Source organism: Janthinobacterium sp. 344, from assembly GCF_900112025.1.
GTDB lineage: Bacteria > Pseudomonadota > Gammaproteobacteria > Burkholderiales > Burkholderiaceae_D > Janthinobacterium.
Genome location: NZ_FOKL01000006.1, coordinates 385,956 through 405,479 on the forward strand (window position 1 = coordinate 385,956; position 19,524 = coordinate 405,479).

Annotated in this window: 20 protein-coding genes; 9 read left to right on the top strand and 11 right to left on the bottom strand. The window is 65.3% G+C overall.

All coding sequences use genetic code 11. The annotated features are described in order from the left end of the window. Nucleotides 1-81: 81 nt before the first annotated feature. Nucleotides 82-1,029: a DUF808 domain-containing protein gene (locus BM193_RS18240; protein ID WP_092799069.1), complete on the bottom strand. Its 948-nt coding sequence runs from the start codon at nucleotides 1,027-1,029 to the stop codon at nucleotides 82-84. A gap of 194 nt (nucleotides 1,030-1,223) precedes the next feature. On the opposite strand from BM193_RS18240, the gene BM193_RS18245 reads away from it, so the two are divergent. From BM193_RS18245 to BM193_RS18255, 3 genes are all read left to right on the top strand, one after another. Continuing rightward, nucleotides 1,224-1,865: a LysE family transporter gene (locus BM193_RS18245; RefSeq protein WP_092799071.1), complete on the top strand. Its 642-nt coding sequence runs from the start codon at nucleotides 1,224-1,226 to the stop codon at nucleotides 1,863-1,865. 123 nt (nucleotides 1,866-1,988) lie between these two features. After that, nucleotides 1,989-3,845, top strand: a complete 1,857-nt coding sequence (locus tag BM193_RS18250) for a DUF6600 domain-containing protein (protein ID WP_092799073.1) — start codon at nucleotides 1,989-1,991, stop codon at nucleotides 3,843-3,845. 343 nt (nucleotides 3,846-4,188) lie between these two features. Continuing rightward, nucleotides 4,189-4,485: a DUF493 family protein gene (locus BM193_RS18255; RefSeq protein ID WP_092799075.1), complete on the top strand. Its 297-nt coding sequence runs from the start codon at nucleotides 4,189-4,191 to the stop codon at nucleotides 4,483-4,485. Here BM193_RS18255 and BM193_RS18260 read toward each other — a convergent pair. Beyond that, nucleotides 4,478-5,683 carry a multidrug effflux MFS transporter gene (locus BM193_RS18260; RefSeq protein WP_092799077.1) on the bottom strand — a complete coding sequence of 402 codons (1,206 nt, stop codon included), beginning with the start codon at nucleotides 5,681-5,683 and terminating at the stop codon, nucleotides 4,478-4,480. The two genes, BM193_RS18255 and BM193_RS18260, sit on opposite strands and share 8 nt — an antisense overlap. A 139-nt stretch (nucleotides 5,684-5,822) precedes the next feature. Here BM193_RS18260 and BM193_RS18265 point away from each other — a divergent pair, with 139 nt between their 5' ends. The 4 genes from BM193_RS18265 to BM193_RS18280 all read left to right on the top strand — a co-directional run bounded on the left by BM193_RS18265 (nucleotide 5,823) and on the right by BM193_RS18280 (nucleotide 9,935). After that, complete coding sequence (locus tag BM193_RS18265; protein WP_092799079.1) at nucleotides 5,823-7,289, top strand: MocR-like pyridoxine biosynthesis transcription factor PdxR; 1,467 nt, start codon at nucleotides 5,823-5,825, stop codon at nucleotides 7,287-7,289. A gap of 79 nt (nucleotides 7,290-7,368) precedes the next feature. Continuing rightward, entirely contained in the window at nucleotides 7,369-8,073 is a 705-nt protein-coding gene (gene lipB, locus BM193_RS18270) for a lipoyl(octanoyl) transferase LipB (RefSeq protein ID WP_092799081.1), read from the top strand. A gap of 38 nt (nucleotides 8,074-8,111) precedes the next feature. Further along, nucleotides 8,112-9,128, top strand: a complete 1,017-nt coding sequence (gene lipA / locus BM193_RS18275; protein ID WP_092799083.1) for a lipoyl synthase — start codon at nucleotides 8,112-8,114, stop codon at nucleotides 9,126-9,128. A gap of 144 nt (nucleotides 9,129-9,272) precedes the next feature. Then, complete coding sequence (locus BM193_RS18280) at nucleotides 9,273-9,935, top strand: uracil-DNA glycosylase (RefSeq protein WP_092799085.1); 663 nt, start codon at nucleotides 9,273-9,275, stop codon at nucleotides 9,933-9,935. 68 nt (nucleotides 9,936-10,003) lie between these two features. On the opposite strand, the gene BM193_RS18285 is transcribed toward BM193_RS18280, so the two are convergent. Continuing rightward, nucleotides 10,004-12,181, bottom strand: a complete 2,178-nt coding sequence (locus BM193_RS18285; RefSeq protein WP_092799087.1) for a TonB-dependent receptor — start codon at nucleotides 12,179-12,181, stop codon at nucleotides 10,004-10,006. A gap of 90 nt (nucleotides 12,182-12,271) precedes the next feature. Then, complete coding sequence (locus BM193_RS18290; protein WP_092799088.1) at nucleotides 12,272-12,628, bottom strand: hypothetical protein; 357 nt, start codon at nucleotides 12,626-12,628, stop codon at nucleotides 12,272-12,274. Nucleotides 12,629-12,782: 154 nt separating this feature from the next. Here BM193_RS18290 and BM193_RS18295 point away from each other — a divergent pair, with 154 nt between their 5' ends. After that, entirely contained in the window at nucleotides 12,783-13,940 is a 1,158-nt protein-coding gene (locus BM193_RS18295; RefSeq protein ID WP_092799090.1) for a PepSY-associated TM helix domain-containing protein, read from the top strand. Between the two features lie 102 nt (nucleotides 13,941-14,042). Continuing rightward, nucleotides 14,043-14,465: a PaaI family thioesterase gene (locus BM193_RS18300; protein ID WP_092799092.1), complete on the top strand. Its 423-nt coding sequence runs from the start codon at nucleotides 14,043-14,045 to the stop codon at nucleotides 14,463-14,465. Nucleotides 14,466-14,533: 68 nt separating this feature from the next. On the opposite strand, the gene BM193_RS18305 is transcribed toward BM193_RS18300, so the two are convergent. The 7 genes from BM193_RS18305 to BM193_RS18335 form a co-directional block, all read right to left on the bottom strand. Next, complete coding sequence (locus BM193_RS18305; protein ID WP_092799094.1) at nucleotides 14,534-15,229, bottom strand: anti-sigma factor; 696 nt, start codon at nucleotides 15,227-15,229, stop codon at nucleotides 14,534-14,536. Further along, a complete protein-coding gene (locus BM193_RS18310; RefSeq protein WP_092799096.1) occupies nucleotides 15,226-15,816 on the bottom strand; it encodes a sigma-70 family RNA polymerase sigma factor in 591 nt (196 codons plus the stop codon). Before BM193_RS18310 ends, BM193_RS18305 begins: the two co-directional genes overlap by 4 nt. Nucleotides 15,817-15,952: 136 nt before the next feature. Continuing rightward, nucleotides 15,953-16,474: a peroxiredoxin family protein gene (locus BM193_RS18315; protein WP_092799098.1), complete on the bottom strand. Its 522-nt coding sequence runs from the start codon at nucleotides 16,472-16,474 to the stop codon at nucleotides 15,953-15,955. Between the two features lie 105 nt (nucleotides 16,475-16,579). Then, the gene (locus BM193_RS18320; protein ID WP_092799100.1) at nucleotides 16,580-17,266 is read right to left on the bottom strand and encodes a BON domain-containing protein; all 687 of its coding nucleotides are present in this window, start codon (nucleotides 17,264-17,266) and stop codon (nucleotides 16,580-16,582) included. Beyond that, complete coding sequence (locus BM193_RS18325) at nucleotides 17,259-17,855, bottom strand: phosphoheptose isomerase (protein WP_034752465.1); 597 nt, start codon at nucleotides 17,853-17,855, stop codon at nucleotides 17,259-17,261. Before BM193_RS18325 ends, BM193_RS18320 begins: the two co-directional genes overlap by 8 nt. A 57-nt stretch (nucleotides 17,856-17,912) precedes the next feature. Continuing rightward, the gene (locus BM193_RS18330) at nucleotides 17,913-18,272 is read right to left on the bottom strand and encodes a YraN family protein (protein ID WP_092799102.1); all 360 of its coding nucleotides are present in this window, start codon (nucleotides 18,270-18,272) and stop codon (nucleotides 17,913-17,915) included. 9 nt (nucleotides 18,273-18,281) lie between these two features. After that, the gene (locus BM193_RS18335; RefSeq protein ID WP_092799104.1) at nucleotides 18,282-19,493 is read right to left on the bottom strand and encodes a penicillin-binding protein activator; all 1,212 of its coding nucleotides are present in this window, start codon (nucleotides 19,491-19,493) and stop codon (nucleotides 18,282-18,284) included. Nucleotides 19,494-19,524: the final 31 nt, after the last annotated feature.

Here is a 19,524-nt window from a genome sequence, read left to right on the forward strand (position 1 = left end):
TCTCCATGGGCGGACTGGCGCCGGCGGCATGGCCGGGGCGGCAGGCACGGATGCGCCTGCCGCCCCATCAGACCAGAAAGCTTATTTGCGTGACTTGATCATGCGCAACAAAGCCGAGATGGCCGTGACGCCGGCCAGCACCAGGCCGCCGGCGATGACGCCGGCCACCGCGTTGATCAGGCTGGGCGTGACGGCGGCCAGCACGGGGCCGATGCCGGCCACGCCGCCGACGGCTTCCTCCGCGTGGTGCAGCATGGCGCTGGCCCACGGCCAGCCGTGCGTCAGGATGCCGCCGCCCACCATGAACATGGCCAGGGTACCCACCACGGAGAGAAATTTCATCAGCTTCGGCGCCGCCGAGACGAGCATGCGGCCAAACGCCCGCACGCCTTGCATCAGCGCGCCCGCGCCCTGGCGCGCGGACAAATAAAAGCCCGCGTCGTCGAGCTTGACGATGCCGGCCACCAGGCCATATACGCCCACCGTCATGATGATGGCGATGCCGACGACGACGGCCACCTGCTCGGCGAAGGTGGCCGCCGCCACCGTGCCCAGGGCGATGACGATGATTTCCGCCGACAAGATGAAGTCGGTGCGGATGGCGCCCTTGATCTTGTCCTTTTCCAGCGCCACCAGGTCGACCTGCGGGTCGCGCAGCGCCTGCGCCAGCTCGGCCTTGTGGCTGTCGTCCGGGTGCAGGTATTTGTGGGCGATCTTTTCAAAGCCCTCGAAGCACAGGTAGGCGCCGCCCACCATCAGCAGCGGCGTGATGGCCCACGGCGCAAACGCGCTGATGGCCAGCGCGGCGGGCACGAGGATGGCCTTGTTCTTCAGCGAACCGACGGCGACGGCCCAGACGACGGGCAGTTCGCGCTCGGCGCGCACGCCGGCCACCTGCTGCGCGTTCAGGGCCAGGTCGTCGCCCAGCACGCCGGCCGTCTTCTTGGCGGCCACCTTGGTCATCAGGGAAACGTCATCGAGGATGCTGGCGATGTCGTCGAGCAGGGCCAGCAGGCTGGAGCCGGCCATCTCAGCGCGCTCCCACGGTGAAGGCAGGGAATGTCAGAGGGAGGAAAGTGTTGTTTTTCATGATGTTATTCTTGGTTGTCCGGCATTTGATGATGTAGGTAAGGCATGACTGCGATCTTACCCCAGGGATGGCCTGCAGGGCCGCACGGGCCGGGGTAAAATTGCTAATCATCATCATTTTTTCTGGACACCGCATGCCCTTCGCCACCTGGATCACCTTTGTCATCGCCGCCGCCATCATCGCCGTCTCGCCTGGTTCGGGCGCCGTGCTGTCGATGTCGCACGGCCTGTCGTACGGGGTGAAAAAGACCAGCGCCACCATCCTCGGCTTGCAGCTGGGGCTGCTGGTGGTGCTGGCCATCGCCGGCGCCGGCGTGGGTTCCCTGCTGCTGGCCTCGGAAGTGGCGTTCAACATCGTCAAGACGGTGGGCGCGCTGTACCTGATCTACCTGGGCCTGTCGCAGTGGCGCGCCAAGGTGGCCGTGGCGGGCGACCTGCACGCCGCCGCCGTGCTGCCCTCGGGCCGCCGGCGCGTGCTGACGGGTTTTTTGACCAACGTGACGAATCCGAAAGGCATCATCTTCATGGTGGCGGTCTTGCCGCAATTCATCAGCCCCACGGCGCCGCTGCTGCCGCAACTGCTGATCCTGGCCGTCACCATGTGCACCATCGACCTCATCGTGATGCACAGCTATGCCTTCCTGGCGTCATCGATGCAGCGCTTTTTCCGCGATGCGCGCGCCGTGAAAAAGCAGAACCGTTTCTTTGGCGGCTTGCTGATGGCGGTGGGCGCGGCCCTGTTCTTCGTCAAGCGGGGCGGCCAGGCGGCATCCTGAGCCAAGGCAATTTGCAAACCAAGATGCAAACATTTGTAAGCCCGCTTGCTGCGCCGGCCCGATAGGACTGTAATCGGCTTGTTGTCCCCTTGTCATCCATATCAGTCCAGCCTGGAGCGCGCCATGCGTCCGACCCTGCCTTTCCCCCTGCTCAAGACCCTGTGCGCCGTGCTGCTGGCGTCCGCCTGCCACTTCGCCCTGGCGCAGGACCCGCCCGCCCGCGTGGGGCGCATTTCCACCGTCGAAGGACAGGTGCTGGTGCGCGCCGGCGGTGGCGAGGCGCAAAACGCCCTGCTGAACTGGCCCGTCACGACGGATAACCGCTTGAGCACCATGCGCGGCGCGCTGGCCGAGTTTCGCGTGGGCGCGGCCGCCGTGCGCCTCGACGGCGATTCCGAGCTGGAAGTGAGCGAGCTCGATGACGACAGTTTCAAGCTGCACCTCAGCTATGGCAGTGTCAGCGTGCGCGTGCGCAATCCGGACGCGCTGCGCGGCTTGGAACTGACCACCGCGCAGGCCCGCGTGACGCTCACCCAGCCGGGCTGGGTGCGCATCGATGCCGAGCGCCAGCCCGGCACCAGCGTGGTCAGCGTGCTCGAAGGCGCGGCCGAGGTGGATAGCACGACGGGCAGCGTCACCTTGCGTGCCGGCAAGCGCGCGGAGCTGACGGACGACGAGGTGCGCACGGGCGCCGTGCAGCGGATCGCCTTTGACAACTGGCCGGAAGCCTTGCCCGTCGCCACGCCCGCCTTGCGCTATGTCACGGACGATACCACCGGCTATGAAGAGCTGGACCGCTACGGCGCCTGGCAGGACGACGCGGAATACGGACCCCTGTGGCTGCCCAGCACGGTGCCGCTGGGCTGGGCGCCGTATAGCGACGGGCGCTGGACCTGGATCGCGCCATGGGGCTGGACCTGGGTCGACAATGCGCCCTGGGGTTACGCGCCGTCGCATTACGGCCGCTGGGTGCTGCGTGGCCAGCGCTGGGGCTGGGCACCGGGACGCGAGCGCGCGCGCGTGCCCTGGGCGCCGGCGCTGGTGGGCTGGGTCGGCGGCAACCATGGGCCGGAGCACGGACCGCAGCATGGCGCGCGCCCGGGCGTGGGCTGGTTTCCCCTGTCGCCGCATGAGCGCTACGTGCCCGGCTACCGCGCCAGCAGCGATTATGAGCGCCGCATCAACCGCTACGCGGACGGCCGCCGCTCTGTGGCGGGCGAACGCGAGCGGCGCGAAGGCATGAGCATGCTGCCGGGCGAGCGTTTTGGCGGGCAGCGCACGGTCGATGTGCCGCGCCGCAACCGCACCACCATGCCGCCGCCCGTCATGCAAAGCTTGCCCTTGAGCACGGCACCTGCGCCGGGCGGCAACTGGCAGCCCCCTGCCGAACTGCCGCGCGCGGAGCATGGCCCGCGCGACTGGGTCAACCGTCCTGGACGGCTGCAGACGGACGGTGGCCAGGCGCACCTGGCGCCGCGCCCGGCCCTGCCAGCGCGGCCACCGATGCCGGCTACCCCGCCGCAAGCCGTGCCAGCGCCGCCGCCGCCCGTGCCATCGCAGCCGCCGATGCCGTCGCAGCCGTCCATGCCCGCCTTGCCGCCCGTGCAGGATCATGTGGCGCGCCCGCCCGTGTGGCGTGGCGACGAGCGTCAGCGTGACGAGCGTCCGCGCGCCGAACGGGCGCCGCAGCGTCCCGTCATGGAGCGCCCGGCCGATACGCCGCGCCGGGACGAGGGCCGATGGGACCGTGGCCCGCGCCGCGAGGTGCTGCAAACGGCGCCGCCGCCGGCGCCCCCACCCGTAGCGGTCCCGCGGCCGGCGCCGCCGCCGATGCCGGCGCCCGCTGCCCGTCCCGCGCCGGAAGCGCGCCCGGAACGCCCCGCCCCGCCGCGTGAACGTGGAAACGAGCGCGGCAATGAACGAAATATCGAGCGCGGCAATCCTGGCCGTAACGGCCGGGAGCAGGTATCCGACCGCTGACGGCCGCCCGCCTCCGCCTCCCGCCTGGTCGCGCCAGGGCGACGCTCATGCCGCCAAAGCGGCAGTTCGTCACATGCCGCAGGCAAGGCGGGGCTGTTTTGTCTACAGTGGCGTCATTGCGGAACAGCGCAATCCTTGTGGTGCGAGAGCATCAATTTTCCGGCTATTTTGTTCAAACGAAATAGTTTTCGCCAGCTGATCCAGCTGGCTTTTTTTTTCCGCCACGCCGGCGCCATCGCAACGGGCGCAGCCGCCCTCAAAGTTGGCTACAATACGCTTTTATGCAGCCGTCGCGCGATGTATGCTGCGCCGCCTGTTCTGACCGGCATTGATTGGAATTCCCATGCAAACCACCCCTCCCACCGAACACGTCATTCCTCCCAGCGAATCGCTGATCGAATATCCGAGCGACTTTCCCATCAAGATCATGGGCCCGACGCACGTCGACTTCGCGCCGACCATGCTGGAACTGGTGATCAGCCACGATCCGACCTTCCACGCGGGCCGCATGGAAGAGCGCCCCTCGGGCAAGGGCAATTACACGGGCCTGACCGTGACCGTGCGCGCCATCAGCCGCGAGCAGCTCGACGCCCTGTACACGGCGCTGTCGGGCCACCCGATGGTGAAGATCGTCATGTAAGGCTGGCCGCCGCCACGCTGGCGCGGCTCCTGGTGAGCAGCCAGACGGCGGCAAAGGCGGCGCTGGCCGCCGCCGTTACCCACAGCAGGGGCCGCTCGCTGCCATCGGTGATGGCGGCAAGCAGCGCGCCGCAGGCGGCCGTGATGGCCATCTGCACGAAGAAGAACAGGCCCGAGGCGCTGCCCGCCTGGGCGCCATACGGCTGCAGCACGGCCAGCTGGCAGGCCGGAATGGCCATGCCCACCGACACCATCACCAGCAGCATGGGCGCCACCAGCGACGCCGCGTGCCGTGGCGCCAGGCTACCCGCCAGCAACAGGCTGGCCGCGCCCGCCACATTCAGTGCCACCGCCACGCCCAGCAGGTAATCGGCGCCCAGGCGCGCCGCCAGTGCGCGGAACAGGCTGGAGCCCGCGATATAACCGCTGACCGTCAGCGCGAACACCAGCGCATACGCGCCTGGCGACAGGTGCATCCCCCGTTGCAGCAGCACGGACGATTCCGCGATGAACGGGAAATACGTGCAATACACACAGCCGATGGCCAGCGCATAGCGCAGGAAATACCTGTCGCTCAGCAGGCGCCGGTACAGTGCCAGCGTATGACTTTGCGGTACGGTATCGGCCGGCCTGGTTTCCGGCACATACGCGGCGATCAGCCCGAGCGACAGCGCCCCCAGCGCGCACAGCACGCCAAACGCGGCGCGCCAGCCGAACGCCGCGTCGAGCACGCTGCCGGCCAGCGGCGCGAGGATAGGCGACAGCCCCATCATCATCGAGATTTGCCCCAGCATGCGCGCCTGCGTGGCGGGATCGAAGCGGTCGCGCACCATGACCCGGCCGATGATGGTGCCGCTGCAGCCGCCGAACGCTTGCAGCAGGCGCGCGGCGATCAATACGTGCACGTCGGAGGTCACGGTGCAGACGATGCTGGCGAACACGTAAATGCCCGTGCCGGCCAGCAGCACGGGGCGGCGTCCCCAGCGGTCGGCCAGGGGGCCGCAGGCCAGCATCGAGGCGGCCGAGCCGGCCATGAACAGGCTCAGGGTCAATTGCAATTGCGCATCGCTGGCTTGCAGGGCATCGGCCATGGCCGGCAGCGAAGGCAGATAAATGTCGATGCTGATGCGCGACAGGGAGACCAGCAGCAGCACGATGCCGCCCCAGGCCCAGAGCGGCAGGGATGTATTTTTAATCATGTTTTTCAGACGCTAGATTGCATGGCGCGCCCCGCTGGCGCACCGGAACGGCGAGAGTAAGGTGGTTGTGGTGTAATGCGAAGTGCCAGTCATCACTTATTTCATTGGACCACTTGGACGCACCTGGACGAACTTCATCATGCCGCGAGGAAAATCACCGCACGCGCTGGACTTGCCCCGCCCCACCAGCTGGCTAGACCAGGCTGGCGTCAGCAAGCAGGACGGCGCTTATGAAGCGCTGCGCTCGGCCATCCTGACGAAGATGCTGCCGGCGGGCAGCCGCCTGCCGTCCAGCCGCACGCTGGCCGAACGGTGGGAATTGTCGCGCGGTACCATCGAAACCGTGTTCGACCGCCTGCACGCGGAAGCGTACGTGACGCGCGTGCCCGGCTCCGGCACGCGCGTGTGCGCCGTGGTGCCGGAACGTTTCTTGATGGCGGGTTTTGGCGATGCCGTCCCGGCCACGCCGGCCTGCGTGCCCCTGCCCGCTTCGGACACGGGCGTGCGCGACGGCATGCCCTTCGTGGCCCGGCGCGCCGATGCCAGCCTGTTTTCCATGGCCGCCTGGTCCAAATGCACCGCGCGGGCGCTGGCCGCCGCCACCCCGGAGCAGCTGTGCAGCGCCGATCCGGCCGGCCTGCCCCAGCTGCGCCAGCAGATCGCCGATTTCCTCGCCAAGTACCGCGGCATCCGCTGCGATCCGCAAGACATCCTTGTCACCACCGGCATCCGCCACGCGATCGACTTGCTGGCGCGCAGCATCGTGCGCGATGGCGACAAGGTCTGCCTGGAAGATCCTGGCTATCCGGCCGCGCGCGCCCTGTTCGCCCTGTGCGGCGCCGTCTGCGTGGACATTCCCGTCGACGCCGAGGGCATCGATTGCGCCGCCTTGCGCCAGCATGCGGATGCCAGCGTCGCGTACGTGACGCCGGCGCACCAGTCGCCGCTGGGCGTGACCATGTCCGTCACGCGCCGCCTGGCCTTGCTGGAATGGGCGAACGACAGCGGCGCCTGGGTGGTGGAAGACGATTACGACAGCGAATTCAATTACCAGAGCGCGCCGCTGGCGGCCCTGAAGGCGCTGGACCAGTACCAGCGCGTGATTTACTGCGGCAGCTTCAACAAGACCCTGTTCGCGGGGCTGCGCGTGGGCTTCATGGTCTTGCCGCCCCCTTTGCGGCCCTTGCTGCTGCGCACCTTGCAGCTGACGGGCCGCCCCGTGGGCGTGACGGAGCAGCTGGCGCTGGCCGCCTGGATGGAGGAAGGCGCGTTCGTGCGCCATCTGCGCCAGGCGCGCCTGGCCTACAAGGAGCGGCGCGACCTGCTGCTGGCCTGCCTGGAACAGATCGCCCCTGGCCGTTACACGATTTCCGGCCAGCAGGCGGGTTTTCATTGCCTGCTGTGGCTGCCGCCGGACAGCGATGAGCGCGTATTTTGCGCGCGCGCGGCGCAGGACGGCCTGGCGCTGCAGCCGCTGGGCGACTTTTGCCATGGCGTACAGCTGGCGCCGGCCGTGCTGCTGGGCTACACGGCCCTGAGCCTGGCCCAGGTGCGCCACGCCGCGCAAAAATTGGCCAGGCTGCTGTTGCCAGTGGACAACGCCTGAATGAAACGGCGCGCTGGCTTATAATCACGGCTTCGCCGCAGCGTCCGCAGGGCGCCGGCAGCTGATTACAGAATCTGTCATGACCACCACCCGCACCGAAACGGCGCTGATCCGCGAGCTGGGCCGCGTCGATTACGAGCCGACCTTTGCCGCCATGCGCGCCTTCACCGATGCGCGTACGACGGATACGCGCGACGAACTGTGGATCGTCGAGCATCCGCCCGTATTTACCTTGGGCCTGGCGGCCGACCGTGGCCATCTGCTGGCCGGCGCGGACGCGATCCCCGTGGTGCAGACGGACCGCGGCGGCGAAGTCACCTTCCACGGCCCCGGCCAGGTGGTGATTTATTTGCTGATGGACTTGCGCCGCAACAAGCCGGGCGGCAAGCTGTATGCGCGCCAGTTCGTGCATAAAATCGAGCAAGCCATCATCAACGTGCTGGCGGCGTATAATCTCGCTGGCGAGCGCATCGATGGCGCGCCTGGCATTTATATTGCCGGCGGGCCAGACAAGGGTGCGAAGATTGCCGCGCTGGGATTGAAAGTGCGCGGCAACGGCTGCACCTACCATGGCGTATCGCTCAACGTGGCGATGGACCTGGCGCCGTTTTCCTGGATTAACCCCTGCGGCTATTCCGGCCTGAAGACGGTGGACATGCGCAGCTTGGGCGTGGTGGCGCCGCTGGCCGAGGTGCAGCGGGCCCTGGCCCATGAATTGACCGTATTACTCGATGTAAGCGAAGTAAACAGCGCCGCAGGCGCGCCTCAGGCAGCGGATGCCTGAGCAAACAAACCAACACTGCCCGTCAAGGGCTTGCAGCCATGACTTCTGAGACCATTTCCAGCACCGCCCCCGCCGCGACCGCCGTTCCCGCGTACAACCCGAGCGAAAAGCAAAAAGGCGCCAGCAAGACCTCGCGCATCCCGATCAAGATCATTCCGATCGAGCAAGTCGAGCGCCTGAAAAAGCCGGACTGGATCCGCGTCAAGGCCGCCTCGGCATCCACGCGTTTCTATGAAATCAAGGATATCCTGCGCGAAAACAAGCTCGTCACCGTGTGCGAGGAAGCCAGCTGCCCGAATATCGGCGAATGCTTCGGCAAGGGCACGGCCACCTTCATGATCATGGGCGACAAGTGCACGCGCCGCTGCCCGTTCTGCGACGTCGGCCATGGCCGTCCGGACCCGTTGGACAAGGACGAGCCATCGAATCTGTCGAAAACCATCGCCAAGCTGCGCCTGAACTATGTCGTCATCACTTCCGTCGACCGCGATGACCTGCGCGACGGCGGCGCCGGCCATTTCGTCGAGTGCATCCAGCAGACGCGCGCCCTGTCGCCGAATACCCGCATCGAAGTGCTGGTGCCGGACTTCCGCGGCCGCCTGGAAAAAGCCTTGAATCTGTTCAAGGATGGCTTGCCTGACGTCATGAACCACAACCTGGAAACGGCGCCGCGCCTGTACAAGGAAGCGCGTCCCGGCTCCGACTACATGCACTCGCTGAAGCTGCTGAAGGACTTCAAGGCCATGTATCCGGACGTGAAGACCAAGTCCGGCATCATGGTGGGCCTGGGCGAGACGGACGAGGAAATCCTGCAAGTCATGCGCGACATGCGCGAGCACGACATCGACATGCTGACCATCGGCCAGTACCTGGCGCCATCGAACAGCCACCTGCCCGTGCGCCGCTACGTGCACCCGGACGTGTTTAAAATGTTCGAGGAAGAAGCCTATAAAATGGGCTTCACCCACGCCGCCGTGGGCGCCATGGTGCGCAGCTCGTACCACGCGGATGAACAGGCGCACAGCGCCGGCGTGGAATCGGCGCTGAATTTCTAGGCACCTGCGCCCCATCAAGGCCGCCCGCTGCAGAGCTGGGCGGCTTTTTTTTGCCTGTGCGTATCGTATGCGCCGCACGCGGCTGAGCGTCCTATACTGGCATGCTGAAAAAGCATGGTTGACGAATCGGCTATGAGGTGACGCATGGACGTACGCATCGACGCATCGTGGAAGGCCCGGCTGGAGGGCGAGTTTGCCCAGCCGTACTGGGAACGCCTGGCCGCCTTCGTGAAGGAAGAGTACGCGGCGGGGCCGTGTTGTCCTCCGGGTAAGTACATTTTTCGTGCCTTCGACCTGACGCCGTTCGAGCAAGTCAAGGTGGTGATCCTGGGGCAAGACCCGTATCACACCCCCGGTGCCGCCATGGGGCTGTGCTTTTCGATTCCCGAAGGCACGCCGCCGCAGCCGAGCCTGCAGAATATCTTCAAGGAATTACAGAGCGACGTGGGCGTGATGCGCACGCGCACGGATTTGTCCGATTGGGCGCAGCAAGGCGTGTTCTTGCTCAACAGCGTGCTGACGGTGCGCGCAGGGGCGGCCGGTTCGCACGCGGCCAAGGGCTGGGAAAAGCTGACGGACAGCGCCATCGGCCACCTGTCGGCCGAGCGCGAACACCTCGTGTTCATCCTGTGGGGCGGCTACGCGCAAGCCAAGCGCACCCTGATCGACCCCGGCAAGCACCTGGTGCTGGCGGCGCCCCATCCATCGCCTTTATCGGCCAGCAAAGGTTTCTTTGGCAGCAAGCCGTTCAGCCAGGCGAATGCCTATCTGCAGGGGCATGGCCAGGCAGCCATCGCCTGGGGATAAGTCATGACACAGTACGGCAACCGACAGCGGCAGGCGTTGCTCCCTGCCGCTGTCTTCGCGCGTAACTGTTAGAAGCTTGTTGATAGACCCGCATAGAAACTGCGGCGCGCGCCGTATTGCGGCGCTCCCACGCCCACGCCGGAACCGTCGCGCAGCAGGTACGACTTGTCGAACAGGTTGATCAGGGCCAGGCGTCCTTCCACCTTGCCGACGGGCGTGTTCTTCCACGTGTGCGTGAGTGCCGTGTTGACCGTGAAATAGCTGGGCAAATGGCCGGAATTCGGTGCGCCACCGTCCGGTGTCATGCGCAGGCCGCTGCCATACAGGAAGTCAGCGCTCACTTGCGAATCGCCGAAGTGGTAGTGGCCACCACCCGACAGCGTGTATTTCTGGTCATGATCGAGATAGACATAGTGTGTGCTGATGTAGTTCAACTCATCGGCGCCAAACAGGGCTTGCCCCGAATTGATATTGCGTCCCTGCGCCTTTTGCGTGCTGGCGTTGAGGAACAGGCCCCAGTTTTTCTCGCTGTAGATGGCCGACAATTCCAGCCCCTTGGCGTAGCCGTCCGCATAGTTGAACGGCGTCAGGATCAGCGCCTGGCCAAACTGCCCCTCGTCCAGCAGATTGCTGATTTTTTTATAATACGCATCCGCCGTCAAGGTCAGCCTGGCGTTGACCTGGTGGCTGATGCCCACGTCATAGTAATGCGTGCGCTCGGCCTTGACGTTGTCCGACTGGCCGATTTCGGGCGCATTCGTCGTGTTCGCGTACAGGTCGATGCTGCCTTGCGCGGCCAGTTCCTGCGGCGGCGGCGTGAAGTAGCGCGAATAGCCCGCGTGCACGGCCGTGCCCGGGGCCAGCTGATACGCCAGGTTGATGCGCGGACTCCATTGCTGCTCGCTGGTGTAGGCCGAGACCTTGTCGAAGCGGGCGCCATAGTTCAGGGTCAAGGGCTTGCTGATATGCCATTCATCCTGCAGGTAAAAACTCGACAGGGTGCCCGTCTTGCCGCTGTTGTCCAGCACCGTGATGGGCGTGGTGGACGATTGCGCGCCATCGATCGCCGGGAACACGCCCACCGTGTTGTCGCTGGTGGTTTTCTGGCGCGTGTAGGCCAGGCCCGCGCGCAGGGTGTGGTCCTGGTGCAGCTTGTAGCTGATGTCGAACTGGGCGCCGGACGCGCTGTTCGAGCGGCGCGAATCGGACGCCACGCCGTTGTAGATCAGGTCGCCAATGGGATCGGGTGTGAAGTGCAGTTCCGAATACTGGTGGAAGGCGGACAGCTGGTAATTGATGTCGCCCAGGCTTTTTTGCAGCGACAGCACGAGGAAGCGGTTCACCTCGCGCTGGTTTTCATCGAGCTGCGATGACGGCAAAGTGGACGTGCCCGCCTGCGCATCGCTGTGGCCGGCCAGCGAGAAGGCCGGCGCCTGGTCCGGGTTGTTCGGGATCTGGAAGCGGCCGTTGTACGTGCCGAACATCGCGCCCAGGCGCGTGTTGTCATCGAGGAAATACGACAGGTTGCCGAAGGTTTTATTCTGGCGCGTCTTGTCGTGCAGGGCGCTGCGCGTGTCCTGCGGGTTTTCCACGCCCAGCGCGTTGCCCAGGTAGCTGCCGGACAGATAGTAATTGAACTTGCCGACGCTGCCGAAAAATTCGGCACTCGGTTCCACGTGGTCGTGGCTGCCCACCAGGATGCCGATGCGTCCGCCAGGGCTCAAGCCGCCCTCCTTCGTTTCAATATCGACAATGCCGGCCGTGCGCAGGCCGAACTGGGCCGGCAAGGCGCCCGTGATGAAATCCGTCTTGTCGATCAGTCGCGTGTCGATCGACTGGCCGAAGCCGCTGATACTTTCTGGTAATTGGACGCCATTGATGCGGTATTGCACGTTGGCATGGTCATCGCGCACGTGCAGGGCGCCCGACCCTTTCGAGTCTTGCGACACGCCTGGCAGGCGCAGCAGGACTTCATTGAATGGCGTGTTGTCGCCCTGTCCCAGCATGCCCACCATATGGCTGTCGATGCTGTAGATGGTGGTGCCGACTTTCGGCGACAGGTCGATGCGCGCGCTTTTCAGGTGGGCCGAGGTGACTTCCACCGTTTGCATGGCTGGCGGCGCGGTGTCGGTCGCGGTGTCGGCGGCGGTGGCGCCGGTATCGGCCGGTTCGGCGGCATGGGCGGACAGGGTAAACAGGCTGGCAAGGGCGAGCGACAACGCGCTCAAGCGTGGTGTGTGTTGCATGGTAAACCTCAAAATAGTCGACGCCAGGCGGCACGGCACGCGTTACAACGCGGCGGTGCGGCCTGTAAAAAGAGAAAAACAGCGTGGGAACTACAGGGAGGCGGCAGGCGGGCCGCGCACGGGCGGCAGGACGAGGACGGCGACAGGCGCCACGGTGGCTGGCGCGGCGGCCAGCAGGCGGTACGGCAGTAACTGGGCCGGCGGCTCGGCGATGGCCGGCGGCACGGCAATATCGGCCACCTTGTCGATGACGGTGGCGCACAGCGCGCACTCTTCCGCGTCCAGGCTGGTCTTGTGCAGGTGCGAGGCGGCCGTCGACAGCAGGAACACCAGGGCCAGCGCACTGAACAGGGCCACGCACAAACGCCACGGCGTGCGCGCGAGGGCGGACACCGGGTGATGGGCGGGCATGCCGTAGGGCTTGCGGGTGGGCTGGCGGGAAGACATGGGCGAATAGTAGCAAGAAAATCGCCGTATTGTCAGCGCTTGTTGCAATTCATTTGCGCTGCGCGGGCACGACAGAATGCCGCCTGATAATGATTTTCACTGTGGGGCTTTCATGCTATCGTTCCGCAGCCCGACATTCCCCGACTCGCCTTCCATGTCCAAACGCCCGATCAAATGGCTGTTCGCCAAGCTGCACCTGTATGCTGGCCTGTGGTTTGGCGCCTTGTTTGTCCTGCTGGGTTTGACGGGCTCTGCCATCGCCTGGATGCCGGAGCTTGACGCATATCTGAACCCCACGCTGTTGCAGGCCAGCACACCCGCGCCGGGCCAGCACTTCCAGGTGACGCCGCGCACGCTGCAAACGGTGGTGGACCTGCTCACGGCCGACCCCGCCTATGGCAAGCCTGCGCAGATCAATCCGCCCGCCGACGCGCGCGACGTGTATGTGGCCTCGTACCGGCAAGCGGGCAAGCCGTCGCCCTTCAGCCAGGCCATCGTGCGCCAGGTGATGGTCGATCCCTACACCCTGCAAGTCAAGGGCGAGCGCGACTGGGGCCGCTTCGGCCTCACGCGCCCGCTGCTGATGTCGGGCATGTTTCATCTGCACCGATACTTATTGTCCGGCGACGCGGGCAAGACGATCACGGGCATTTCCGGCGTCATGCTGCTGCTGATGGCCCTGAGCGGCATCTACCTGTGGTGGCCGAAATGGCAATGGATGGCCATCCGCCGCGCCCTGACGGTGTCGCATGGCGGCTCCTGGCCCCGTTTTCATTACACCTTGCACAAGGAGGCCGGCTTCCTTGCCGCGCCCGTGCTGGCCGTGCTCGCCTTTTCCGGCATCTATTTCAATTTACCGCAATGCATCGTGCCGCTGGTGGCGCTGGTGTCGACGGTACCCGATACCGTCAAGCTGAAGAATGTGACACGGGATGGCACCGTGCTCGATGCGGGCCAGGCCATGGCCGCCGCGCTGCAGCTGTATCCGCAGGCGCGCGTGTCGCGCATCGTGTTGCCGCCGAAGCAGGATCAGCCCTACGAGATCCGCGTGCGCCAGCCGGACGAGATCGCCCACGGCGACGGCGCCACGCGCATCACGCTGGACGCGCGCAGCGGCCAGGCCCTGCGCATCCGCGACCCGCTGACGGCCCCGTATGGCGAGCGTTTCCTGGGCTGGCAATTTCCCCTGCATTCGGGCCAGGCGTTCGGCGCGGCCGGCCGCGCTTTCATCACCGTCTTTGGCCTGATGCCCTTGCTGTTCATGCTGACGGGAACTCTGGTGTGGTGGAAGCGGCGGCGCGGCCGGAAATAGGCGCGCTCCAACCGTTGCCGGAAAAATTGCTATCATCATAGTAGTTTCCGGCAGCCTGTCCGCTGTCCGGCATCACCACGACAACAAGGAAAAGCAGAGACCATGAGCCATCCCGAGATCACCGTAGCAATGTTGAATGAACGCGGCACCGGCCGCCTGCCCGGCCACCTGGGCATCGTCATCACGCAAGTGGGCGATGGCCAGCTGACGGCGGAACTGCCCGTGCTGCCGCACTTGCTGGCGCCGAACGGCTACCTGCACGCGGGCAGCGTCGTGACCCTGGCCGACACGGCTTCCGGCTACGGCTGCATCGTCAACCTGCCCGAAGGCGCGACGAATTTCACTACCATCGAACTCAAATCGAACCACCTGGGCACGGCCCGCGAAGGCACGCTCACCTGCACGGCCAAGGTCGAGCACAAGGGCCGCAACACGCAAGTGTGGGATGCCGTGGTGAAAAGCAAGGAAACGGGCAAGACCATCGCCCTGTTCCGCTGCACGCAGATGATTCTGTATCCAAAGTAAGGTAAGCAACCCAAATCAACTGCCGGGGTCAGACCCGACGGGTCTGACCCCGGATTTTTGCGTTAGGGTTAAATTTTTACCCAGTTACCTTTATACAAGATTGGTCCCGTCGGTCCGTTCGGATTCGGCGAACCGCCTTTCGGCTCCAGGGTAACGGCCAGCAAGGCCACGTCGCTGCCGATGGCGCGCTGGGACAGGGCCAGTTTCACGTTACCCTTGTCCGCCAGCAAACCCAGGGAGCGCGGGTTGCCGCTCTTCGGCACGGCCCACAGTTCCAGGTCGCGATCGGCAGGCACGGGCGCGTTGCCCACCATGCGCACGTCCAGGGCGCCGTGGCGGCTGTCGGCCGTCAGCAGCAGGGCCGTCTGCGCTTTCTCGTCCGTCAGGCTGGCGACATAGCTGATCTGCGGCGCGTCCATCACGCGCGTGGCGACGACGATCACCAGCAGGGCGGCGATGGCGCTCGAGGCCATGCCCAGCGAACGCCAGAACGACAGCGAATCGCGCCACAAGGCCCAGCCGCCTTGCGGCGCCAGGTGCAGTCGCTGCTCGATGTGTTTCCACACGCGCTTGGGCGGCGCCACGGGCGTGGCAAATTCCGCCATCGGTTCCAGGCGCTGGCGCCACTCGGCCGTGATATTGCGCAAGTCGGCGTCGTTGTGCAACCAGCCTTCGAAACGCCGCCGCGCGCCCCCTTTCAGGGTGCCCAGCACGTATTCGGAGGCCAGTTTCTGGCGCAGGGTGTCATTGCCGCGGATATTCATGATGCCTCCCGTTTCGCCAGACACGTGCGCAGCCGTTCCAGGCTGCGGCGTATCCAGGTCTTCACGGTGCCGATCGGCATCGACATCTGCTGCGCCACTTCGCTGTGCGACAGGTCATGGTAATACGCCAGGGCAACCACCTGCCGGTGCAGCCCTTCCAGGGCCGACATGCAAAACGCCAGCGCCTTGGCATCACCGCTCATCTGCAGTGATTCGATCGGCGTGGCCTGGGGGTCTCGGAGTGCATTCATGACTTCGCTATCAAACTGTTCGGCATCGATTTCCACGGTATCGTCGCTGCGCCGCAGCACATCGAACGCCTTGTTGCGCACGATGGTGGCCATCCAGGTCATCGGCGCCGCCAGATGGCTCTGGTAGGACGCGGCGTTGTTCCAGATGGCGACGAAACCCTCTTGCAAGGCTTCTTCAGCAAGCTCTTGCTTATGCAATATACGCAGGGCAAAGCCAAACAGTTTCGATGAAGTGCAGTGATATAGCTGGCGGAACGCGGCGGCGTCCTTGTTGGCGGCGGCAAGCAGCCAGGCTTTGAGTTGCTGCGGGTCGGGCGGTTGGGCGGCTGGGGACACGGCTGGCCTTCACAAGGTGAGTGGGATCACGCATGGGAAGGTTATAACAACTTTACAATATTTAGCAACAAGGTTTTGTGCGCTGTTGTCTTCGCCGTCAACGCCTCGCGGAAGCGCGGCAGCGCATGCGAGACGTTCAGCCGGCGATGGCGGTTTCAAGCAGCTTGTGCAGTTCGGCGAATTCCGGCTTGCCCACGTAGCGCTTGAGGATCTTGCCCTGCTTGTCGAGCACGAAGGTGGTCGGCGTCAGGGCCACGTCGCCGTAGGCCTTGGCCGCCTCGCCCGTCACGTCGAGCGCTACCTTGAAGGGCAGCTGGCGCGTTTCGGCAAAGTTCAGCACGTAGTTGGCCGGGTCGTACTTCATGGCCACGGCGACGAATTCCAGTCCCTGGCCCTTGTACTTGTTGTAGGTGTCGACCATTTCCGGCATTTCCGCCACGCAAGTGGTGCACGAGGTCGCCCAGAAATTGACCATCACCACCTTGCCGCGCAGGCTGGACGAGGTGATCTTTTCGCCATGGATGCCGTGGAAGGTCACGTCCGGCGCGCTTTGCTTGTCGTTCAGCGACAGATAGCCGGCCGCCGCCACGCCCGCCACGAAGACGGCGATGAGGGCTGGCTTGACCCAGGGCTTGCTGGCGGATGGCGAAGTTGACATGGCGAAGTTGAATTAATTCACTTGAAAAGCGCGGCGATACTGCCACGATCAGGCTATTGTAGCCGTATCGTGGCAACCTTGCTGTAGGTCAAACGGCGGAGACGCTTACTGCTGGACCGTGTCGCTGACGGTGTTGGTGGTGCGCTGCTGCGGCGGGTCCGGCTGCAACTGCTTGAGTTCCGCTTCCGAGATGTAGTCGAACAGCTTGACCACTTTCTGCACGCCGCTCACGCCGCGCGCCACGTCGGAGGCAACCGTGCCTTCGCGCTGCGTCACGCGGCCCATCAGGAAGACGGTGCCGTTTTCCGTGACGACCTTGAACGAGGCGGCCGAAATGGTTTTCATGTCCACCAGGCTGGCCTTGACCTTGGCCGTGATCAGCGCGTCGTTCGAGCGCGAGGTATAGCTGGCGGGGCCGGCGATGATCAGTTCATTCGCCACCGATTCCACGCCTTCGATGTTGCGCACTTCGCGCTCGACGGCATTTTTCATCGCTTCATCGCGCACTTCGCCCGTCAGCAGGACGCGGCGGTTGAAGCTGGTGACGTTGACGTGGCCGATGTCGCCGACGATGGAGGGGATGCGTGATTCGCCTTTCAGGGCGATCGACTTGTCTTCGGTCTGGGCGCCCAGGGTGCGGCGGTCCGCCGCGGCGACGCCGCCCATCACCGCGCCACCGACCATCAATTCGATGCAGCCGGTGAGCGAGGTGAGCATGGCGCCGCACAGCAGTGCGGTGGCCAATGGGCGTTGTACGCGTTTCCAGCCTGGGCCAGTACCGAATTTAGTCATTCACGTCTCCTCCGAATAGGGCGACATCGATGCCGTCGCAGATGCAATGTATGGTGGTCAGGTGCACTTCCTGGATGCGTGCCGTGCGCTCGGCCGGCACGCAGATGTGCACGTCGGCGTCCGTCAGCATCTTGCCGATGGCGCCGCCGTCCTTGCCCGTCAGCGCGACGACGCGCATTTCGCGCTCGAGCGCCGCTTCCACGGCGGCCATCACGTTGGCCGAATTGCCCGACGTGGAAATGGCCAGCAGGATGTCGCCGGCCTGGCCGAAGGCCTGCACCTGCTTCGAGAAAATCTCGCGGTAGCTGTAGTCGTTCGCCACGGCCGTCAGGATCGACGTGTCCGTCGTCAGCGCCAGGGCCGGCAAGGGAAAGCGCTCGCGCTCGAAGCGGCCCACCAGCTCGGCTGCAAAATGCTGACAGTCGGCGGCGGAACCGCCGTTGCCGCAGGCGAGGATCTTGTTGCCGTTGGACAATGCATAAAACATCAGGTCGATTGCCTGCGCAATGGGTTGCGCCAGTACGGTAGCGGCCTGGATCTTGAGTTCGGCACTTTCGTGGAAGTGCGAGAGGATGCGTTGATTATTCATAGTCTGCCGATTATAGTGCAGGCGCGCGGCATGGCGAACAAGCACTGTTAAAAATGCTTACATATCCAGAATGTTTTTCAGCCAGCTGATGTGGCCGCCGTCGATGCACAGGGCATCGAAGCGGCAGGCCGGCAAGCGCTTCTGGCCCAGCAGCCACGTCTGCGCGGCCAGCACCATGCGCCGCTGCTTGGCCGGCGTGATGCTGGCCAGGGCGCCGCCGTAGGCTGCACTGCTGCGCAGCCGCACTTCCACGAACACGACGCTGGCGCCATCGCGCATGATCAGGTCGAGTTCACCGCCGCGGCACAGATAATTACGTTGCAGCAGCACCAAGCCTTGCAGCAGCAGATACGCCAGCGCATCGTCTTCCGCCTGCCGTCCCCGTTCCTGTTTCGTTGGCAAAGACGGGGACGGCATGGCGTATCCTTATTGCACCTGCGGCAGGGCGACGGGCGTGGGCGCGGCCGGCGGCCAGGTGCCCAGCGCGCCTTGCTGGTAGGTGGCAGCCTGTTCCGTGCGTTCAAAAATTGTCTGGCCATCCTCGAAGCGCACGGCCAGGCGGCCCGTCACGCCATCGAGCGTGAAGGGCGCATTCGGCCGCAGCGCCACTTCGCGCGCCACGCGGAAGGCATCGATGCCCAGCGCGTACAGGCGTTCCATGTCCGCCGTCAAACGGCTGTCGGCCGGTTGCGGCGGCTGCGGATACACCATCACTTGCGGGTGATCGCGCTGGACTTGCCATGGCAAGTCCAGCAGGCGTGCGCCGTCCAGTTCAGGGCCGCTGGCGCCACGCCCGGCGCCGGGATTCAATGACGAGGTGCCATACAGGGGCAAGTCGCTGCCGATGGCCACGCGCAGCTGGCGCGCCTGGTCGGCGTCGAGCGCGGCAAACAGCAGGCCCGGCGGCGTGCTGGCAAGGCGCGCGCGCAGCTGCACCATGTCGGCGTCGCTCAGGTAGCCGTTCACGGCCGACAGTTCCACCACGTCGACCTTGCCGCCCTGGCGCAGCCATTCCTGCTTGAAGGCGGCGCTGGTGCGGCGCTGCGAGGGCGAGCCTGCGGACAGGATCAGGGCGCTGGCGCCCGGCTGTTCGCTGGCGGCCCAGGCGGCGACCTGGCGCGCTTCCGCCTCGATCGACAGGCCCATGACGAGCATTTTTTCCGGCAGGCGCGCTTCGCCGCGGTTGTCCGGGTGGTTCAGGGCGATCGTTGGTTTACGCACCAGGTCGCTGTTCGCCACGGCCGTGACGGCCGAGCGCGACAAAGGCCCGACGACGATGTCCTGCTCTTCCTGCGCCTGCGCAAACTTGTTCAGCACGTCGCTGCTGCCATCGCCCGTGTCGATCACCGTCACTTCAAAGCCGCTGCGGTCGCGCTCGTACGCGGCCATGAAGCCGGCGCGCAGCAGTTCGGCGGCCGGCCCCAGGGTCGTCGAGCGCAGCGGCAGCAGCAGGCCGATGTGGTGGAGGTTGCCATCGGCCGGTGCCGGCGCCGTGGCGGCCGGCATGTCGAGCTGGGTGCCGGTGGCCGGCTTGCCCTTGACGGGGGCCAGCGGCGCGCCATTCTCGTCATACGAAGTAATATTTGGCACGGCGACGGCGAAGGTGACGGGTTCCGGCGCGGGCGGTTTCGGCGGCACGGGCGGCGGCAGCGGCTTCGGTGGTGGTAGT

What these genes read in the sequence shown, in the direction of transcription:
- BM193_RS18260 (WP_092799077.1), bottom strand. Translation starts at nt 5,683, where the DNA reads ATGATTAAAAATACATCCCTGCCGCTCTGGGCCTGGGGCGGCATCGTG.
- lipB (WP_092799081.1), top strand. Translation starts at nt 7,369, where the DNA reads ATGACCACCACCCGCACCGAAACGGCGCTGATCCGCGAGCTGGGCCGC.
- BM193_RS18305 (WP_092799094.1), bottom strand. Translation starts at nt 15,229, where the DNA reads ATGAATATCCGCGGCAATGACACCCTGCGCCAGAAACTGGCCTCCGAA.
- BM193_RS18265 (WP_092799079.1), top strand. Translation starts at nt 5,823, where the DNA reads ATGCCGCGAGGAAAATCACCGCACGCGCTGGACTTGCCCCGCCCCACC.
- BM193_RS18300 (WP_092799092.1), top strand. Translation starts at nt 14,043, where the DNA reads ATGAGCCATCCCGAGATCACCGTAGCAATGTTGAATGAACGCGGCACC.
- BM193_RS18240 (WP_092799069.1), bottom strand. Translation starts at nt 1,029, where the DNA reads ATGGCCGGCTCCAGCCTGCTGGCCCTGCTCGACGACATCGCCAGCATC.
- BM193_RS18280 (WP_092799085.1), top strand. Translation starts at nt 9,273, where the DNA reads ATGGACGTACGCATCGACGCATCGTGGAAGGCCCGGCTGGAGGGCGAG.
- BM193_RS18245 (WP_092799071.1), top strand. Translation starts at nt 1,224, where the DNA reads ATGCCCTTCGCCACCTGGATCACCTTTGTCATCGCCGCCGCCATCATC.
- BM193_RS18295 (WP_092799090.1), top strand. Translation starts at nt 12,783, where the DNA reads ATGTCCAAACGCCCGATCAAATGGCTGTTCGCCAAGCTGCACCTGTAT.
- BM193_RS18315 (WP_092799098.1), bottom strand. Translation starts at nt 16,474, where the DNA reads ATGTCAACTTCGCCATCCGCCAGCAAGCCCTGGGTCAAGCCAGCCCTC.
- BM193_RS18285 (WP_092799087.1), bottom strand. Translation starts at nt 12,181, where the DNA reads ATGCAACACACACCACGCTTGAGCGCGTTGTCGCTCGCCCTTGCCAGC.
- BM193_RS18255 (WP_092799075.1), top strand. Translation starts at nt 4,189, where the DNA reads ATGCAAACCACCCCTCCCACCGAACACGTCATTCCTCCCAGCGAATCG.
- BM193_RS18330 (WP_092799102.1), bottom strand. Translation starts at nt 18,272, where the DNA reads ATGCCGTCCCCGTCTTTGCCAACGAAACAGGAACGGGGACGGCAGGCG.
- BM193_RS18290 (WP_092799088.1), bottom strand. Translation starts at nt 12,628, where the DNA reads ATGTCTTCCCGCCAGCCCACCCGCAAGCCCTACGGCATGCCCGCCCAT.
- BM193_RS18325 (WP_034752465.1), bottom strand. Translation starts at nt 17,855, where the DNA reads ATGAATAATCAACGCATCCTCTCGCACTTCCACGAAAGTGCCGAACTC.
- BM193_RS18250 (WP_092799073.1), top strand. Translation starts at nt 1,989, where the DNA reads ATGCGTCCGACCCTGCCTTTCCCCCTGCTCAAGACCCTGTGCGCCGTG.
- lipA (WP_092799083.1), top strand. Translation starts at nt 8,112, where the DNA reads ATGACTTCTGAGACCATTTCCAGCACCGCCCCCGCCGCGACCGCCGTT.
- BM193_RS18320 (WP_092799100.1), bottom strand. Translation starts at nt 17,266, where the DNA reads ATGACTAAATTCGGTACTGGCCCAGGCTGGAAACGCGTACAACGCCCA.